The following is a 17,441-nucleotide window of genomic DNA, read 5'->3' on the forward strand; positions in this document are numbered from 1 at the left end:
GCGTTTTTGGTGCCGGCGGTAATGCGTAAGCCGTATTCTGGCAAAGAAAGATTACACAACGGTAGTCTTCCAGCTGCCGCGCCAGAACAGCCACAGGGCCAAGACGGCCAGTATGCCCTCGGCGATGACGACGGCGGAGACGACGCCCTGCACTTCCAGCCCCAGGTTGAGGGCGAGGAAATAGCCGAGAGGGATCTCCAGAATCCAGAAACAGATGAAATTGATCAGCGTAGGCGTGCGGGTATCACCGGCACCGTTGAAGGCTTGAATGGGGATCATCCCCAGGCCAAAAAGTACGTAACCCACGGCAAAGAGGCGGAGGCTTTGGATGCCGTACCCGACGGCCTCCGCTTCCCCAACAAATGCCTGCACCAGCGGCCGCGCAAAAATGAAATAGCCCACCGAAAGGATGCCCAGGTAGAGGGAAGTTGCCTTCAGGGTCACCCATACCCCCCGCTCCGCCCGGGCCGGCTGCCCTGCGCCAAGGTTCTGACCCACGAAAGTGGCTGCCGCGTTGGCCAGGCCCCAGGCCGGTAAGAGCGTAAAGAGGATGAGGCGGATGGAAACCGTGTAGCCCGCCACCGCCGCGTCGCCAAAACTGGCAATCACCCGCATCAGAAACACCCAGCTGGCCGAAGCGATCAGGTACTGAAAGGCCCCCGTGGAAGCGATGCGCCCGATGCGCTTTTGCATGTTCCAATCGACGCGCCAGGCCCGCTCGCCCATCTTCACCACCGAGCGATCGCCGAAGAGGAGATAGAGTTGGTATACCACACCACAACCCCGACCGATGGTAGTGGCGATGGCCGCACCCTCCACCCCCAGGCCGGGGATGGGGCCGAGCCCGAAAATGAAAATAGGATCGAGCACGATGTTGATGCCGTTGGCAATCCACAGCACCCGCATCGCCTTGGTCGCCTCGCCTGCCCCGCGGAAAATGCCGTTGATGACGAAGAGCAACATGATCACCACATTGCTCGCAAACATGATGCGGGTGTAGCCAGCCCCCTGGCGGATCACCTCCGGGCTGGCCCCCATCAGCGCCAGCAGGTCTTCGGCGTACAGCACCCCCGGCACGGCCAACAGCAACGAGACGAGAATGCCCAGCAAGATGGCCTGCCCGGCAGCCCTGCCCGCTTTCTCGGGCTGCTTCTCCCCCACGAAACGGGCCACCATCGCCATCGGTGCCGTACTCAGGCCAATGGCCAGGCTATAAATCAGGGTCATCATCACCTCCGTCAATCCCACCGTGGTGAGGGCTTCGGTACCCACGCGGCCCACGAAGAAGGTATCGACGAGGGCAAAAACCGATTCCATGGCCATCTCCAGCATCATCGGGACGGCCAGCAGCACAATCGCCCGGGGGATGCCGATGGTGGTCAGGTCAAACTGCTCCCCCCGGATGGCTGCACCGAGTAAAGTCCATATTTTCTTACGCATACAGTGGTGAGTGGCTGGCTTGGGCGGCCGGGGAAGGGAGGATAAAACGAAACTGCGACAACAAGGGAGGCCAACTTCCGCCCCCTAACGACCAGCGCCCCCTCGGAAGTTCCGAAGGGGCGCTGGTATTTTTAAATCTCTGGTTCGACTAGAAATCGGCACCGAGGCTCTGCATCCGGCTTCCGCCGCCACGGCCTTCAATGCGGCCTTCTTTCACCAGTCCGTCGTACTTCTTCATCAGCAGGTAGCTTTCGATCTGCTGCAGCGTATCGAGTACTACGCCCACCATGATGATGAGGGAAGTACCCCCGAAGAAGATGGCAAAGGCCTGGTTGACACCCAGGGTAGCCGCCAGCGCGGGCAGGATCGCAATCAGGCCCAGGATGATGGAACCCGGCAGCGTGATCCGGCTGGTGATCGAGTCGATGTACTCTTCCGTCTCTACGCCACCGCGCACGCCAGGAATGAAGGCGTTCTGCCGGCGGAGGTACTCCGTGTACTGGCCGGGGTTGACCACCAGCGCCGTGTAGACGTAGGTGAAGACAACGACCAGGAGGAAGTAGACGATGTTGTAGATCGGCGAGGTGAAGTCGTTGAACTGCTGCACCAACCAGCTGCTTTGGGCATCGGAGCTGCCGAAGCCAGCGAGGCTGACGGGCAACAGCATGAGCGCCTGCGCAAAGATGATCGGCATTACACCGGAGGCGTTAACCTTCAGGGGGATGTAATCGCGGTTCGTCGTAGTCGGCGCAGCGGCTTCGCCACGGCCAACGGAACGCTTGGCGAATTGCAGCGGAATCTTCCGCACCCCGGTCACCACCATCACCGTCAGCATCGTAACGGCGAAGTAGGCAAACATCTCAATGATGAAGATGAGGGGCCCACCGCTGGAGAACTTAGACTGGAACTCGAAACCGAGCGCCTTGGGCAAAGTAGCGATGATGCCCACCGTGATGAGCAGCGAGACACCGTTGCCGATGCCGCGGTCGGTAATCCGCTCCCCGAGCCACATCGCGAAGATGGTACCCGTGGAAAGAATAACGATACCGGAAATCCAGAATACCGAAGGCTCAACGGCTGCGCTCATCCCTCCGTTGCTGCGGATGTAGGTGAGGTAACCCGCGCCCTGTACCAGGGTAATGGCCACGGTGAGGGCCCGCGTAATCTGGTTCAGTTTCTTGCGGCCAGACTCCCCTTCCTTGCTTTGCAGCTTCTGGAAGTAAGGCACCGCAAAACCCAGGAGCTGGACAATGATGCTGGCCGTGATGTAGGGCATAATCCCCAGGGCCATGATCGAGGCGTTGTTAAAAGCCCCACCCGTAAAGAGGTTAAGCAAGCCCAGGAGGTCATTGGAGTTCCCAGAGTTTTGCACCGCATTTTGCAGGGCGTCTACGTCGGCACCGGGCAATACGATGTAAGAACCCAGGCGGTAGATGGCGATGAGCGCAACCGTAAAAATGATACGTTTGCGGAGCTCCTCGATCGAAAAAATATTTTTCAGCGTTTCAAAAAACCTCATGGGATCGTCTTTTTAGGCGATGGTAAGGGTACCACCTGCTTTTTCAATAGCCTCCTTGGCACTGGCCGAAGCGGCGTGCACCACTACCGTCAGTTTAGCGGAGACTTCGCCACCGGCGAGGATTTTCACGAGGTCGTTCTTACGAACAACACCTGCGGCGTAGAGCGCTTCGTGATCGATGGTGGTAACACCGTACTTCTCACTGATGGCCTGCAGACGGTCCAGGTTGATGGCAACGTACTCGGTGCGGTTGGGGCTGTTGAAGCCGACCTTGGGCAAACGCATCTGCAGGGGCATCTGGCCACCTTCAAAATTGCGCTTGTTTTTGAAACCGCTACGGGACTTGGCGCCCTTGTGGCCGCGCGTGGCGGTGCCACCGTGGCCGGAACCCTGTCCGCGCGCAATTCGCTTACCGGACTTAGTAGCGCCGGCGGCTGGTTGGAGATTATTCAGTTCCATGACGGAAATTCTTTTGGTGAGGAAGTTCAGGGCGCTGGCGCAGGTGCAGGGGAGGTGCAACTATCGTACCAGCGGGGAAGGACCGGCGGGAGGTGCGCCCTGGGGGCCAACACCTTCCGCCGAGACTGCCGTTTTGTCGCCTTAAGCTTCCTCTACTTTTACGAGGTGGCTTACTGCCTTGATCATTCCCTGGATAACGGGGGTATCTTCCCGCTCCACGGTTTGGTTGACGCGTTTGAGGCCGAGTGCCTTGATCGTTGCCTTTTGGGTATGGGGACGATCGATGACGCTTTTGACCTGAGTAATTTTAACCTTAGCCATTGCTGGTTTATTTTGTAACGGCGCTCCGGGGGTTACCCTTCGAACAGTTTTTCCATGGAAATTCCCCGTTGCTTGGCGATGGCCATTGGGCTACGGAGTTTCGTCAGTGCGTCAAGCGTAGCCTTGATCACGTTGTGGGGGTTGGAAGAACCCTGTGACTTGGCCAGTACGTTGTGGACGCCAGCGATATCTAGAACGGCACGCATAGCACCTCCGGCGATTACACCGGTACCCTCCGAAGCGGGTTTGAGCAGGACCTTACCGGCACCGTACTTACCCAGTTGTTCGTGGGGGATGGTTCCTTTGTGCAGCGGCACGGTGATCATGCTCTTGCGGGCATTGTCCGTTGCTTTCTGGATGGCCTCGGAGATATCCCGTGCCTTACCCATGCCCTGGCCCACTTTGCCCTTACCGTCGCCTACCACCACGATGGCGGCAAAGGTAAAGGTGCGGCCACCTTTGGTTACTTTGGCTACCCGGTTAAGGGCCACCATCTTTTCGCGCAGGTCGCTTTCGGGCTGCTGTTGCTGTTGATCGTCGCGGCGGTTGTTGCCACGGCGTTCTTTGCCATCGGAGCTATTGGAGTTGTCCCGACGATTGCGGCCTCCTGCACCACCTGAATTTCTATTTTCAGCCATTGTAGTGTTATTTAGAATTTGAGGCCACCTTCGCGGGCACCGTCTGCCAGTGCCTTGACCCGTCCGTGAAACAAATAGCCTCCCCGGTCGAAGAGAACTTTTTCGATACCCTTGGCCAGTGCACGTTCGGCAACCAGTTTGCCCACTGCTGCGGACTGCTCTGCCTTGTTGCCCTCGTTGGCAATGGCGGCTTCGAAGCTGGAAGCCTGCGCCAGGGTTACGCCATTGACGTCATCGATCAATTGGGCGTAGATGAATTTATTTGAACGGAAGACATTCAGGCGAGGCTGCTGCGGCGTACCGCTGATCTTCTTACGCACCCGGCTGTGAATCCGTTTCCTCCGCTTAATTTTTGTGAGTTGCATTGCTACTTTTTTAATCCCGTAATGGGGGTTAGGATGCCTTACTTCTTAGCGGCGGTCTTACCAGCCTTACGACGAAGTTCTTCACCAACGAATCTGATCCCTTTTCCTTTGTAAGGCTCCGGCTTCCGGAAGGCCCGGATTTTGGCGGCAATCTGGCCGAGCAGCTGCTTATCGTGGCTCATCAGCTTGATGATCGGGGCTTTACCCTTGGCGGAGATCGTCTCTACCGTCACCTCACGGGGAACCATGAAGTAGATGGGGTGAGAGTAGCCCAGGGTAAGGATCAACAGGCTGCCGTTGTTTTCAGCACGGTAACCTACACCCACCACTTCCATCTCCAGCGTGTACCCTTCGGTAACCCCGGTGATCATGTTGGCAATCAGGGAGCGGTAAAGGCCGTGGAAACTACGGTGACGCTTGCTGTTTGAAGGGCGGGTCACCGTCAGGGTGCCGTCTTCCAGGCTGACTCCCATATCGGGGCTGACCTGCTGGGTAAGTTCCCCCTTGGGGCCTTTTACCGTCACCAGATTCCCTTTGCTGATGTCCACCTTGACGGCGGCGGGGACGCTGATGGGATTTTTGCCAATTCTGGACATATCCTTTGATTTAATCGCCTTACGAAAGTGGGAACCGTTACACGGTCGCTCCGCCATCTGCAGGCTCGGTTCTATTGTTGGTTGAAATTAGTAAACGTAGCAAAGTACTTCGCCGCCAACGTTTTCCTGGCGGGCCTGCTTTTCAGTCATCAGGCCATGGGAAGTGGAAACGATGGCAATCCCCAGGCCATTGATTACGCGGGGCAGCGAATCGGCCTTCACGTACTGGCGCAGGCCAGGCTTGGAAACGCGGATGAGTTTGCGGATTACGGGACGACGGGTGTCTTTCTCGTATTTCAGTGCGATGGAAATCTCACCCTGCTTTCCTTTGCCAGCTTCGTCGTCGAACTTGTACTTGAGGATGTAACCCTGATCGTAGAGGATCTCCGTCATCCGCTTCTTGGTCTTAGAGGCGGGGATGACTACTACGCGGTGTCCAGCAATCTGGGCGTTGCGAATGCGGGTCAGAAAATCGGCGATTGGATCGGTAACGGCCATGCCTTTGGAGTATTGCGCCCTGCGGTTTTCCCGGTTTTTCTGCTCGGGAACCTACGGAGCTGTTATAAAATATGGAGAATAATGGAATACCTGGGGGCTGTTTGCGGAGAGCGCGAAAGCATTGTTGCGATCCGGTTCGTCCTGCTTCAGCCCAAAAGGAAAGCTACCAGCTTGCTTTGCGAACTCCGGGGATTTTACCATCGAGGGCCATTTCCCGGAATTTAACGCGGCAGATGCCGAATTTGCGCATGTAGCCTTTGGGGCGTCCCGTCAATCCACAGCGGTTGTGCAAACGGATGGGGTTGGAGTTCCGGGGGAGCTTATCCAGTTCATCCCAGTTGCCTTCTGCCTTGAGCTTGGCACGCTTGTCAGCGAGCTTGGCCACCAGGCGTTCCCGCTTGCGTTCACGGGCGATGAGTGATTTACGAGCCATTTTATTCGGCGTTGTTTTGGTTCTTGAATGGAAGGCCCAGAGCCTTCAGCAGGGCCAGGCCCTCGGCGTCAGTTTCGGCGCTGGTTACGAAGGTGATGTCGTAACCGGTGATGTTGGACACTTCGTCGAGGCTGATCTCCGGAAAGATGATTTGCTCCTGAACGCCCATGGTGTAGTTTCCACGTCCGTCAAAGCTCTTATCGTTGATGCCGCGGAAGTCACGAACGCGTGGCAGAGCCGTAGCGATCAGGCGGTCGAGGAAGTCGTACATCCGCTCCCGGCGCAGGGTTACCTTGGCACCGATGCCCATCCCATCCCGCAGGCGGAAGTTAGAGACTGACTTCTTAGACTTGGTGATTACGGCCTGCTGGCCAACGATCAGGGTCATTTCCTTGGCCGCGTTCTCTACGAGCTTGCGGTCTTGGGTAGCTTTACCGACACCTTGGTTGAGGCAAATCTTGAGCAAGCGCGGAACCTGCATGGGGCTGGAGTAACCGAACTGCTCCTGCAGCTTCGGCCGTACTTCTTCGTCGTACTTTTTCTTAAGTCTTGGCGTGTAGCTCATTACTTGATGATGTTTCCGTTACGCTTTCCAAAGCGCTGTAGTTTGCCATTTTCGTCGGCTTTGCGGCCCACGCGGGTCGGGTTGCCGTCGGCATCTACGAGCATCAGATTGCTGAGGTGAATGGAGGCCGTTTTTTCAACGATACCACCAGATTCGGTTTCAGTTGGCTTTTGGTGCTTCTTGCGGAGGTTCACGCCTTCAACGATGGCGCGGTTCTCATCGGGGAGCACCTGCAAGACCTGGCGGGGCTGCGTACGGTCCTTATCCGCACCGGCGATGACCACAACCATGTCTCCTTGCTTGATCTTGAGCTTGGGCGCGTGGCGCTTCTGCTTGTCTTTATAGGTATTGTTTGCCATTTTTTTTTATTGGGAGACAAGGTCGCCCTTGCCTTTGCTAAAGATGAGATAGGGCGGGCCCCATCATGATCACCCAGACCGGTTTTCCCTAGAGTACTTCCGGGGCCAGTGATACAATCTTCATATAGTTACGGTCGCGCAGCTCGCGGGCAACGGGGCCGAAGATGCGGGTACCGCGGGGCTCTTCGTTGGCGTTGAGCAACACTACGGCGTTGTCGTCAAAACGGATGTAAGAGCCGTCGCGACGACGGATTTCCTTACGGGTCCGTACCACCACCGCGCGGGATACGGCACCTTTTTTGACGTTGCCACCCGGAGAAGCTTCCTTAACCGATACGACGATCTGGTCGCCGATGCTGGCATAACGGCGCTTTGAGCCGCCCAGTACGCGAATACAGAGGACCTCCTTGGCACCGCTGTTGTCGGCTACGCGTAACCGTGATTCCTGTTGGATCATGTTTTGCTAATTTATCGATTATGGTTACTTGGCCTTCTCGACGATGGCAACCAGGCGCCAACGCTTGCGCCGGCTCAGGGGGCGCGTCTCCATAATGCGAACCACGTCACCAATCTGGCATTCGTTGTTCTCATCGTGGGCGATGAGTTTTTTGGATTTCTTTACGTACTTGCCGTAAATGGGGTGCTGAAGACGGCGCTCAATCACTACCGCAATCGTTTTGTCCATCTTATTGCTGGAGACGATCCCAACCCGCGTCTTGCGCTCGTTACGACCTTCCTCCGTAGCAGCCTCTTCGGCCGCAAAGTAATTGGTAACCGGCGCGGCGGCAGGCGATGCGGCCTCCGGGGTGGTTTCAGCAGCAGCGGCTGCAGCTACACCTTCCAGCTCTTTGTTTTCCTCGTTGCTCATGGCTCGATTACTTTTTACGACGACGTCTTTTGATGTTGTCCCGCTGGGCGATCGCCTCAGGGCTGAGGGCTTCGAGCTCGCGACGACGAATTTCGGTTTTGATCCGCGCAATGTCCCGGCGGACGGCCCGCAGTTGCAGGGGGTTCTCGATACCGTTAACGGTATGGTCGAATCTCATTTTTTCGAGGCTTACGGTAGTTTCCCCCAGCTGATCCCGCAGATCAGCGTCGGAAACGCTACGCAACTCGATTGATTTATTACTCGGCATTAGTTCTTATGGTTTTGCCGCACGGCACGCCGGCGGACTCTTCACTAATTTTGTAAGCGATGATGCGATTAGCCTACGTAGTCTACCCGCGTGACAATCTTGGTCTGCACGGGCAACTTCTGGGCAGCCAGGCGCAGGGCTTCTTCCGCAACTTCCCGGGTCACCCCGTCCAGTTCAAAAAGAATGCGGCCGGGCTGGACATTGGCGACCCAGTGGTCCAAAGCACCTTTACCCTTACCCATACGTACTTCCAGCGGCTTGCTGGTGATGGGCTTATCGGGGAAAATGCGAATCCATACTTTGCCCTCCCGTTTCATGTGGCGGGTCATGGCAATACGGGCCGCCTCAATCTGGCGGCTGGTAATCCGGTCAGCATCCAGGCTTTTGAGGCCAAAGGAACCAAAGTCAACTTGGTTGCCACGCTGGGCCAGGCCGGTGTTACGACCCTTCTGCTGCTTGCGGTATTTCGTTCTTTTCGGCTGTAACATTACTTAAAGTTTTGTGGGTAAATGCCCGAAAATCGGTCACTTACACCCCGAATTTCCCCGAGGTCCTCGTTAGAGCGGGGCAAAGGTAAGTTTTTTCTCCGACATTAGAAAGTTTACCAGCGCAAACTTTCCATTTTTGGCGGAATAGAGAAAGCAAGGCAACGCCGGCGAGGTCTTCACCGCACGTTGCCCTGCTCTCCAGGGGTAAGAACCAGCGCAAAACGCCGTTTTGATGGTCCTTGGTCATTCATTCTCTCGCCAGCGGCGGTTGAGTCCTGTTTGCCAAAAGGGTCAGACCCTTTTGGTCGGGGGGGAGGGCAAGTATCCCGGCAGTGCTACCCCAAAAAGGTAAAACTGCCCTTCGTACTCAAGAGGCGGGGCCTGGGGGCCGTCCTGGTAATCTTAACGACGTCCACCGCCGCCACCGCGACGATCGCCACCACCACGGCGGTCTCCACCACCACGGCGATCTCCGCCACCGCGACGGTCTCCACCACCACGGCGGTCATCACCACCGCGACGGTCATCGCCACCACGGCGGTCATCACCACCGCGCTCGTTGCCTTTAGCAACCAGTCCGGCGTTGGGGTTGAGGTCGCGCTTACCGAGTACCTCACCTTTGCAGAGCCACACTTTGATCCCGATCCGTCCGTAAACGGTGTGGGCCTCCTTGTGGGCGTAGTCGATGTCGGCCCGGAAAGTATGCAGGGGCGTACGGCCTTCCTTAAACTCTTCGGTACGGCTCATGTCGGAACCATTCAGACGGCCGGAAATCCGGATCTTGATCCCTTCAGCACTGGCGCGCATCGTAGAGGCGATGCTCGTTTTGATGGCCCGGCGGTAGTTGATCCGCGCTTCGATCTGCTTGGCGATGCCTTCGGCAACGATGCAGGCGTCGAGCTCCGGCTTGCGGATCTCGATGATGTTGATCTGAACGTCTTTCTTGGTCAGGCGACGCAGCTCCTCGCGGATCTGGTCGATCTCACTACCTCCCTTGCCAATGATGATGCCGGGGCGGCTCGTGTGGATGGTCAGGGTAACCCGCTTGAGGGTACGCTCGATGATGACGCGGGCAATGCCGCCTTTCTCGATGCGTGAACCGAGGTAGGTGCGCAGCTTCTCGTCTTCAATGACGTTGGCGGCGTAGTCTTTGTCGGCAAACCAGTTGCTGTCCCAGCCGCGAATGTAACCGAGGCGGTTACCGATTGGATTAGTCTTTTGTCCCATGCTTACTTAGCGGTTGAGGTTTCAGCACCGACCTCGGAAGGGAGGGGCTTGGTGTTGCTTACTTTGATGGTGATGTGGCAGCTGTGCTTGCGAATGCGGTGCGCCCGGCCGTGGGGCGCGGGGCGGAAACGCTTGATCTGGGCACCGGCGTCGGCGTAAGCGGTGGAGACGACCAGGTCGTACTCCGCAGCGCTTTCCGTACCTCCGGTTTTTTGCTGCCAGTTATCGATGGCCGAAAGAAGGTCTTTCTTCAGCCAGATTGCGGCTTCCTGCTTGCTGTATTCCAGGATGCTCAGCGCCTGATCCACCTGCTTTCCGCGGATAAGGTTGACGACGAGCCGCATCTTGCGGACCGACATCGGGATGCTATTTAAACTTGCTACTGCTTCCATTATTGGAGATTTTCGAGGGAACGGGTTAGCAAAACGGGTGGAACGGATGGCAGTCGATTGGCGGTCTTCCCCGGCGGGGGCTGCGTTTTCAGGCACAACCTGGGGGGAGGTCGGCGGCTTCGGCTACTTTACGTACCACGAGGTCTTGCTCTACCTTCACTCAATTTGGGGCGCGGACGCAGGTGCAGGGTCTGGCTTTCTGAAAGCGGAGGCGGCCTGGGAGGAGGACGTTCACCGCTGTTAAAAAGACTTACCCGGCACCTGCGCAAGCGCCCTGATAATTATTTTTGGTAGTAAGGGTAATGGGTGCCGGAATGCGAACTGCCCGTTGGCGGTTTGCTGCGGCACCTACCGGTTACTTGCCTTTTTTGCCGCCGTGGCCCCGGAAGGAGCGCGTGGGGGCGAATTCACCGAGCTTGTGGCCAACCATGTTTTCCGTAACGTAGACGGGAACGTGGGTCTTACCGTTGTGGACGGCGATGGTGAGGCCTACCATATCGGGGATGATCATGGAGGCGCGAGACCAGGTCTTGATCATGCCCTTACGGTTACCACCTTCCTGGGCCTTAACGATCTTATCGTAAAGGCGGTGAAATACGTACGGGCCTTTCTTGAGCGAACGTGCCATGGATTATTTCTTGTTCTTCGTCTTCCGACGGGTGATGATCATTTTGTTGCTAGCCTTTTTGACGCTGCGCGTCTTCTGGCCCTTGGCCATAATGCCCGTGCGAGAGCGTGGGTGACCACCAGAAGCGCGGCCTTCACCACCACCCATGGGGTGATCGACGGGGTTCATGGCGACACCACGAACGCGCGGACGACGGCCGGCCCAGCGGTTGCGACCGGCCTTGCCCGCTACGGTCAGGCCGTGGTCGGGGTTGGAGGTGGCACCAATCGTAGCGCGGCAGGTCTTGAGGATGCGGCGAACTTCACCCGAAGGGAGTTTGACGGAAACGAAGCGACCTTCTTTGCCCATCAGGATGCCGTTCGTGCCAGCGGAGCGGGCCATTGCGGCACCTTTACCGGGCTGGAGCTCGATGGCGTGGATGGGGGAACCCAGGGGGACGTCGCCCAGGAAAAGGGTGTTGCCCACCGTGGGCTCAGCACCTTCGCCAGACATGAGCTTATCCCCTACTTTCAGGCCCTGTGGGGCGAGGATGTAAGACTTGGTTCCGTCGGTGTATTCCACCAGAGCGATGAAGGCGGTGCGGTTCGGATCGTACTCGATCGTCTTCACTTCGGCCTGTACACCGTCGTTGTTGCGGCGGAAATCGATGATCCGGTAGCGGCGCTTGTGTCCGCCGCCACGCTGGCGAACGGTCATTTTGCCCGTACCGTTACGGCCCCCCGTACGCTTGATGGGGGCCAGCAGGCTTTTCTCTGGCTTATCGCCCGTCAGCTCGTCGAATTTGTTTCCGACGTGGAAGCGGGAGCCCGGAGAGACCGGCTTAAACTTCTTAATTGGCATTATTGCACTGGTTGATCCGGTGAATCTCGGAGCGAAAGCGCGGTACTACGATCGACCATAGACCGCGGCTCCCCACCCACCGGCGATGAATTAGATTTCGTTGTACAAGTCGATGGTCTCGCCTTCGGTGAGGGTAACGACGGCCTTCTTGAAGGCAGCTACCCGACCGCGGATGATTCCGGACTTGGTCGATCTGTTTTTGGTCTTGCCCGGCACGACTACGGTGTTTACGCGGTCTACCGATACGCCGTACCGTTCTTCAACGGCTTTGCGAATTTCGATTTTGTTTGCCGTTTTGGTCACCACGAAGGTGTACTGGGTCCGTTTTTCAGAAAGCAGTTCGGCCTTCTCGGAAACGACCGGCTTGATGAGGATACTCTTGGCCATGGTGGTGGTTTTTTAAGCGAACTGCTCTTGAAGTTTTGCAATGGCACCTTCGGAAAGAAGGACCGTGGAGGCCTTCATTACGTCGTAGGTGTTCAGCTCGCTGGCACTTACGATGGTACTGTTGGGGATGTTACGGCCGGAGCGGTAGACGAACTGGTCAGTTTCTGCGGTGATGAGCAGTACTTTTCCCTGGGCGCCGAGGGCGTTGAGGAAGGCGACGTAGTCTTTCGTTCGGGGGGCGCTGAACTGGAGGTCTTCGACTACCTTGATGCTACCGGCGCTGGCTTTTTGGGACAGGGCGGAGGCGCGGGCGAGTTGCTTGACCTTCTTGTTGAGCTTGATGTTGTAGAGGTGGGGCTGGGGGCCGAAGATGCGGCCACCGCTGCGGTAAAGGGGGCTCTTGATGTCGCCCTTACGGCTGCCGCCGGTGCCTTTCTGCTTGTGCAGTTTCTTCGTTGAGCCGGCTACTTCGCTGCGTCCTTTGGACTTGTGCGTGCCCTGGCGCTGAGCGGCCAGGTGGGCCTTAACCGCTAGGTAAACCGCGTGCTCGTTGGGGGCTACGCCGAAGATGTTTTCGGGCAGTTCCACTTCGCGGCCAACATTGGTACCCTGTGCGCTTTGAACTTGGAGTTTCATGTTTATAGTTTTACAATCCATTCATTCCGGCCCGGGGGCGGGAAAGAGCGGGATCGGCTGGCTTAATTATTTCTGCAGGATTACGGTTCCACCTTTGGGGCCAGGTACGGCACCTTTTACCAGGATCAGGTTGCGATCGGGGAAAATGCGGAGGACTTTGAGGCCCTTTACCGTTACGCGGCTGCCACCGTCGCGGCCGGCCATGCGCATTCCCTTGAAAACCTTGGCGGGGTAAGAAGCCGCACCGATCGAACCGGGGGCACGCTGGCGGTTGTGCTGACCGTGGGTAGCATCGTTCACACCGGCGAAGCCGTGGCGCTTGACTACGCCCTGGAAGCCTTTGCCTTTGGAGGTACCAACGGCGGCCAGCAGGTCACCTTCGGCGAAGACATCACCCACGGTGACGGTGTCGCCCAGGGCCTTGTCGGCAACCATATCGCGGAACTCGACGACTTCGGCCTTGGGCGTGGTGCCTGCGGCTCCGAAGTGGCCGAGCAACTGCTTGCTGGTCTTCTTCTCCTTCTGCTCGCCGTAAGCCAGCTGAATAGCGTTGTAATTGTCCGTATCGTCGGTCTTGACCTGCGTAATGACGCAAGGACCGGCTTCGATAACGGTGCAGGCCACGTTGCGGCCCATTTCGTCGAAGATGGAGGTCATCCCGACTTTTTTACCAATAATTCCTTTCATTGGTCTTGGTTTATCCGTTGCTGCCGGGCGGAGGTGCTCGGCTGGGCAACAAATATTCCGGCTCCGCGCTGCTGGGCGGAACGGGAACAGTTAACAAATGATCCTCCTTACCACGGTGAAGGGGTAAGCAAGGGGTTTACTGAAGGGTGAGTTGGGCCTGGGGGATTAGGTCAACTTCACCTGAATATCTACACCACTGGGCAGTTCGAGCTTGGAAAGCGCGTCTACCGTTTTCTGGTTGGGGGTGTAGATTTCGATCAGGCGCTTGTGGGTGCGCAACTGAAACTGCTCCCGGGATTTCTTATTGACGTGCGGTGAACGCAGGACCGTGTAGATATCCTTTTCGGTGGGCAGCGGAATCGGGCCGGTAACGATGGCCCCACTGTTCTTTACGGTCTTGACGATCTTCTCGGTAGACTTGTCTACGAGGTTGTGATCATAAGAACGCAGTTTGATGCGAATTTTCTGATTCATGCCAGTTTGGTATTTTCAATAAAGATGGCCACGTGGCTTTCCAGCGGCCTTTTTGGGAAAGATTCCCGGCCTTGGGATGCAGTTCAGGCACCCAAGGCCGGGAAATCGTTTGGTTGATTAAGCGACGCCTTTGGCTTTTTCGATGATTTCCTTCGCGATGCCGGAAGGTGCTTCCGTGTAGTGGCTGAAGGTCATGCTCGAGTTGGCGCGGCCGGAGGTGATCGTACGCAGGTCGGTTACGTACCCGAACATTTCGCTCAGGGGAACGTCGGCGGTAATGCGGATGGCACCTCCCGTCATCGTTTCCTGGCCTTTGGGCAGGCCGCGGCGGCGGTTGAGGTCACCGATTACGTTACCGGTGTACTCTTCGGGCGTTACAACTACCACTTCCATGATGGGCTCAAGCAACTTGGGGTTGCAGAGTTTAGCGGCGGCTTTGAAGCCTTCCTTAGCACAGAGTTCGAACGCCAGGGGCTTGGAGTCAACGGAGTGCATACCACCGTCGATGACTTTCACCTTCATGCTGTCGATGTTGTAACCGGCCAGGATGCCGTTCTTCATCATGGATTTGAATCCATCACGAATGGGCTTCTGGTAGTTCTTGTCGATGGCACCACCAACGATGGCCCATTCGAACTGGAGGGCTTCCTTGCCGCTCTTGAAGTCCTCGCTCTGGAGGAACTCTTCGTCGGCGGGTCCGAGGGTGAAGGCCATATCGGCGAAGAGACCAGAACCACCGGACTGCTTTTTGAGGCGTTCGCGGTGTTCGACGGTGGTGAAGAGCGCTTCTTTGTAGTTTACCATGGGGGCACCTACGTTGGCTTCCACTTTGAATTCGCGGCGGAGGCGGTCAACGATGATTTCCAGGTGAAGCTCTCCCATACCGGCGATGACGGTCTGGGCGGTGTCTTCGTCGTACTTGACAGTGAAGGTCGGGTCCTCTTCGGCCAGTTTGGCGAGGGCCATACCGAGCTTTTCGAGGTCTTTCTGGGTCTTCGGCTCAACGGCTACACCGATAACGGGATCGGGGAAGACCATGGATTCGAGGACGATGGGGTGGGCCTCGTCGCAGAGGGTATCACCGGTACGGATGTCTTTGAAACCTACGGCAGCGGCGATGTCACCAGCTTCTACGCGGTCGATGGCCTGCTGTTGGTTGGCGTGCATCTGGTAGAGGCGGGAGATCCGTTCCTTGTTGCCGGAGCGGGTGTTGCGGACGTAAGAACCAGCATCCAGGAAGCCGGAGTACACGCGCATGAAGGCCAGGCGACCTACGAAGGGGTCCGTAGCGATCTTGAAAGCGAGTGCGGCGAAGGGCTCGGTAACGGAGGGCTTGCGCTCGAGGATTTTCTCCTCGTCGTCGGGGTGGGTACCCTTAACGGCGGGAATATCAACGGGGCTGGGCAGGTATGCACAAACGGCATCGAGTACGGCCTGAACACCTTTGTTCTTGAAGGCAGAACCACACATCATGGGAACGAAGGCGGCGTCGGTAACGGCGTCGCGTACGGCTTTGCGTACTTCCTCCACGGTGATAGAGTCTGGGTCATCAAAGAACTTGTCCAGCAGCGACTCATCGTATTCGGCAACGGCTTCGAGAAGTTTCTCGCGCCATTCGTTGACGGTGGAGACGAGGTCGGCGGGGATGTCGATCGTCTCGAAGGTCATGCCCTGGTCGTGCTCGTTCCACACGATGGCCTGCATGGTGATCAGGTCAACAACGCCTTTAAAAGTCTCTTCCGCACCGATGGGTACCTGGAGGGGAATAGACTTAGAGCCGAGTTTTTCCTCGACGTCGCGCACGACGGAGAAGAAGTCGGCACCGGAGCGGTCCATCTTATTGACGAAGCCGATGCGGGGCACTTTGTAGTTATCGGCCAGGCGCCAGTTGGTTTCAGACTGGGGCTCTACGCCAGAGACGGCGCAGAACAGGAAGACCAGACCATCGAGTACGCGGAGGGAGCGGTTTACCTCAACGGTAAAATCCACGTGCCCTGGGGTATCGATGATGTTGAAGGTATACTTTTGGTCTTGCCAATTCCAGCTGGTGTGGGTAGCGGCCGAGGTAATGGTGATGCCCCGTTCCTGCTCCTGCTCCATCCAGTCCATGGTAGCGGCACCATCGTGTACTTCGCCGATCTTGTGGCTGATACCGGTGTAGTAAAGGATACGCTCGGTCGTGGTGGTCTTACCTGCGTCGATGTGCGCGGCAATACCGATGTTGCGGGTAAATCTAAGATCCGTTGCCATGGGGAAAGGATTGGAATTGCGAAAGGATAAATGTGGATAGGGTCAGGCGGTGGTTTGGCTAGCGGCCGTAGTGGGCGAAAGCGCGGTTGGATTCGGCCATCTTGTGGGTCTCTTCCTTACGCTTAACGGCCATGCCTTCGTTGCGGCTGGCGGCGAGCAGCTCGGCGGAGAGCTTTTCGGCCATTCCCTTACCGGAACGGGCACGGGCGAAGCGGATGACCCACTTCATGCCGATGCTCATCTTGCGCTTGGCGCGGATTTCGGTGGGGATCTGGAAAGTAGCACCACCGATGCGGCGGCTGCGTACTTCTACCTGGGGCATCGCGTTGTTGAGGGCGCGTTTCCACACCTCGTATTCGTCGATTTCTTCGGCAGAAACACGTTCTTTGATCATGTCCATCGCGTCGTAGAACACTTTGAAGGCGGTAGATTTCTTACCGGCCAACATCATGTTGTTGACGAATTGGGTTACCATCGGATCGCCGTAACGGGGATCGGGAGCGATGACCCGGACTTTTGGTTTTCTTTTACGCATTAGATGTAGTTTTTGCGCATTGCCTTGCTTAGGAATAGAAAGGGGAGCGGACAAGGCATGCCTCGTCTTTTATTACTTTTTGGGGCGTTTTGCGCCGTACTTGGAACGGGCCTGGCGGCGGTTGGCCACGCCGGCCGTATCGAGGGCACCCCGCACGATGGTGTAACGTACACCGGGCAAGTCCTTTACCCGTCCACCGCGGATGAGCACGATGGAGTGTTCCTGGAGGTTATGGCCTTCACCGGGGATGTAAGCGATCACCTCGATGCCGTTGGTCAGACGCACCTTGGCGACTTTACGCAGGGCCGAGTTGGGCTTCTTGGGGGTGGTAGTATAAACACGGGTGCAGACGCCACGCTTCTGCGGACAGGCGTCCAGGGCCCGGGAGTTACTGGTTTCGACGATTTGCTTGCGCCCTTTACGCACAAGTTGGTTGATTGTAGGCATACGTTTCTTTGCTTTGAAATGCGCTTTTTTTTATTTACCAGAGGCCTACCTCCTTAAAAAGCGAGCGCAAAGGTAAGTACTTATCTTCAGAATTCCTAACCTTCAGTGGCTTAGGATAAAT

Annotated in this window: 26 protein-coding genes; all 26 read right to left on the reverse strand. The window is 57.0% G+C overall.

Annotated elements, in window-relative coordinates; genetic code table 11:
* Window positions 1–51: 51 nt before the first annotated feature.
* A complete protein-coding gene (locus tag H9S92_RS02710) occupies window positions 52–1,440 on the reverse strand; it encodes an MATE family efflux transporter (RefSeq protein WP_187465186.1) in 1,389 nt (462 codons plus the stop codon).
* A gap of 148 nt (window positions 1,441–1,588) precedes the next feature.
* Window positions 1,589–2,959, reverse strand: coding sequence for a preprotein translocase subunit SecY (gene secY / locus H9S92_RS02715; RefSeq protein WP_187465187.1), 1,371 nt, complete (start codon window positions 2,957–2,959; stop codon window positions 1,589–1,591).
* A gap of 12 nt (window positions 2,960–2,971) precedes the next feature.
* On the reverse strand, window positions 2,972–3,418 hold the full coding sequence (rplO, locus tag H9S92_RS02720; protein WP_187465188.1) for a 50S ribosomal protein L15: 447 nt from the start codon (window positions 3,416–3,418) through the stop codon (window positions 2,972–2,974).
* A gap of 141 nt (window positions 3,419–3,559) precedes the next feature.
* Window positions 3,560–3,739 carry a 50S ribosomal protein L30 gene (gene rpmD, locus H9S92_RS02725; protein ID WP_187465189.1) on the reverse strand — a complete coding sequence of 60 codons (180 nt, stop codon included), beginning with the start codon at window positions 3,737–3,739 and terminating at the stop codon, window positions 3,560–3,562.
* Between the two features lie 32 nt (window positions 3,740–3,771).
* On the reverse strand, window positions 3,772–4,377 hold the full coding sequence (gene rpsE / locus H9S92_RS02730) for a 30S ribosomal protein S5 (RefSeq protein ID WP_187465190.1): 606 nt from the start codon (window positions 4,375–4,377) through the stop codon (window positions 3,772–3,774).
* 11 nt (window positions 4,378–4,388) lie between these two features.
* A complete protein-coding gene (rplR, locus tag H9S92_RS02735; protein ID WP_187465191.1) occupies window positions 4,389–4,742 on the reverse strand; it encodes a 50S ribosomal protein L18 in 354 nt (117 codons plus the stop codon).
* A 38-nt stretch (window positions 4,743–4,780) separates the two neighbouring features.
* Window positions 4,781–5,338, reverse strand: a complete 558-nt coding sequence (gene rplF / locus H9S92_RS02740; protein WP_187465192.1) for a 50S ribosomal protein L6 — start codon at window positions 5,336–5,338, stop codon at window positions 4,781–4,783.
* 87 nt (window positions 5,339–5,425) lie between these two features.
* Entirely contained in the window at window positions 5,426–5,836 is a 411-nt protein-coding gene (gene rpsH, locus H9S92_RS02745) for a 30S ribosomal protein S8 (protein ID WP_187465193.1), read from the reverse strand.
* A 163-nt stretch (window positions 5,837–5,999) separates the two neighbouring features.
* A complete protein-coding gene (rpsN, locus tag H9S92_RS02750) occupies window positions 6,000–6,269 on the reverse strand; it encodes a 30S ribosomal protein S14 (RefSeq protein WP_187465194.1) in 270 nt (89 codons plus the stop codon).
* A gap of 1 nt (window position 6,270) precedes the next feature.
* Window positions 6,271–6,834, reverse strand: a complete 564-nt coding sequence (gene rplE, locus H9S92_RS02755; protein WP_187465195.1) for a 50S ribosomal protein L5 — start codon at window positions 6,832–6,834, stop codon at window positions 6,271–6,273.
* Window positions 6,834–7,193: a 50S ribosomal protein L24 gene (gene rplX / locus H9S92_RS02760; RefSeq protein WP_187465196.1), complete on the reverse strand. Its 360-nt coding sequence runs from the start codon at window positions 7,191–7,193 to the stop codon at window positions 6,834–6,836. The genes rplE and rplX overlap by 1 nt, the downstream gene beginning before the upstream one ends.
* A gap of 88 nt (window positions 7,194–7,281) precedes the next feature.
* Window positions 7,282–7,650, reverse strand: coding sequence for a 50S ribosomal protein L14 (gene rplN / locus H9S92_RS02765; RefSeq protein ID WP_187465197.1), 369 nt, complete (start codon window positions 7,648–7,650; stop codon window positions 7,282–7,284).
* Window positions 7,651–7,674: 24 nt separating this feature from the next.
* Entirely contained in the window at window positions 7,675–8,061 is a 387-nt protein-coding gene (rpsQ, locus tag H9S92_RS22765) for a 30S ribosomal protein S17 (protein WP_187465198.1), read from the reverse strand.
* Between the two features lie 7 nt (window positions 8,062–8,068).
* Window positions 8,069–8,329, reverse strand: a complete 261-nt coding sequence (rpmC, locus tag H9S92_RS02775; protein WP_187465199.1) for a 50S ribosomal protein L29 — start codon at window positions 8,327–8,329, stop codon at window positions 8,069–8,071.
* A gap of 68 nt (window positions 8,330–8,397) precedes the next feature.
* Window positions 8,398–8,817: a 50S ribosomal protein L16 gene (gene rplP / locus H9S92_RS02780; RefSeq protein ID WP_187465200.1), complete on the reverse strand. Its 420-nt coding sequence runs from the start codon at window positions 8,815–8,817 to the stop codon at window positions 8,398–8,400.
* A gap of 402 nt (window positions 8,818–9,219) precedes the next feature.
* On the reverse strand, window positions 9,220–10,044 hold the full coding sequence (gene rpsC / locus H9S92_RS02785) for a 30S ribosomal protein S3 (protein ID WP_187465201.1): 825 nt from the start codon (window positions 10,042–10,044) through the stop codon (window positions 9,220–9,222).
* 2 nt (window positions 10,045–10,046) lie between these two features.
* Entirely contained in the window at window positions 10,047–10,436 is a 390-nt protein-coding gene (rplV, locus tag H9S92_RS02790) for a 50S ribosomal protein L22 (protein ID WP_187465202.1), read from the reverse strand.
* A gap of 355 nt (window positions 10,437–10,791) precedes the next feature.
* Window positions 10,792–11,064, reverse strand: a complete 273-nt coding sequence (gene rpsS / locus H9S92_RS02795; protein ID WP_187465203.1) for a 30S ribosomal protein S19 — start codon at window positions 11,062–11,064, stop codon at window positions 10,792–10,794.
* 3 nt (window positions 11,065–11,067) lie between these two features.
* Entirely contained in the window at window positions 11,068–11,904 is an 837-nt protein-coding gene (gene rplB, locus H9S92_RS02800; RefSeq protein ID WP_187465204.1) for a 50S ribosomal protein L2, read from the reverse strand.
* 90 nt (window positions 11,905–11,994) lie between these two features.
* The gene (gene rplW, locus H9S92_RS02805; RefSeq protein WP_187465205.1) at window positions 11,995–12,291 is read right to left on the reverse strand and encodes a 50S ribosomal protein L23; all 297 of its coding nucleotides are present in this window, start codon (window positions 12,289–12,291) and stop codon (window positions 11,995–11,997) included.
* Between the two features lie 12 nt (window positions 12,292–12,303).
* Window positions 12,304–12,927: a 50S ribosomal protein L4 gene (rplD, locus tag H9S92_RS02810; RefSeq protein WP_187465206.1), complete on the reverse strand. Its 624-nt coding sequence runs from the start codon at window positions 12,925–12,927 to the stop codon at window positions 12,304–12,306.
* 66 nt (window positions 12,928–12,993) lie between these two features.
* Window positions 12,994–13,614 (reverse strand): 50S ribosomal protein L3, encoded by a 621-nt coding sequence (gene rplC / locus H9S92_RS02815; RefSeq protein WP_187465207.1) that lies wholly within the window; start codon window positions 13,612–13,614, stop codon window positions 12,994–12,996.
* A 165-nt stretch (window positions 13,615–13,779) separates the two neighbouring features.
* Window positions 13,780–14,088, reverse strand: coding sequence for a 30S ribosomal protein S10 (gene rpsJ / locus H9S92_RS02820; RefSeq protein ID WP_068216020.1), 309 nt, complete (start codon window positions 14,086–14,088; stop codon window positions 13,780–13,782).
* A gap of 117 nt (window positions 14,089–14,205) precedes the next feature.
* Window positions 14,206–16,338 carry an elongation factor G gene (gene fusA, locus H9S92_RS02825; RefSeq protein ID WP_187465208.1) on the reverse strand — a complete coding sequence of 711 codons (2,133 nt, stop codon included), beginning with the start codon at window positions 16,336–16,338 and terminating at the stop codon, window positions 14,206–14,208.
* 58 nt (window positions 16,339–16,396) lie between these two features.
* Entirely contained in the window at window positions 16,397–16,873 is a 477-nt protein-coding gene (gene rpsG / locus H9S92_RS02830) for a 30S ribosomal protein S7 (protein WP_187465209.1), read from the reverse strand.
* Between the two features lie 72 nt (window positions 16,874–16,945).
* Window positions 16,946–17,320, reverse strand: a complete 375-nt coding sequence (gene rpsL, locus H9S92_RS02835) for a 30S ribosomal protein S12 (RefSeq protein WP_187465210.1) — start codon at window positions 17,318–17,320, stop codon at window positions 16,946–16,948.
* Window positions 17,321–17,441 lie beyond the last annotated feature (121 nt).

The sequence above is a fragment of the Neolewinella lacunae genome (assembly GCF_014349155.1).
Classification (GTDB): domain Bacteria; phylum Bacteroidota; class Bacteroidia; order Chitinophagales; family Saprospiraceae; genus Neolewinella; species Neolewinella lacunae.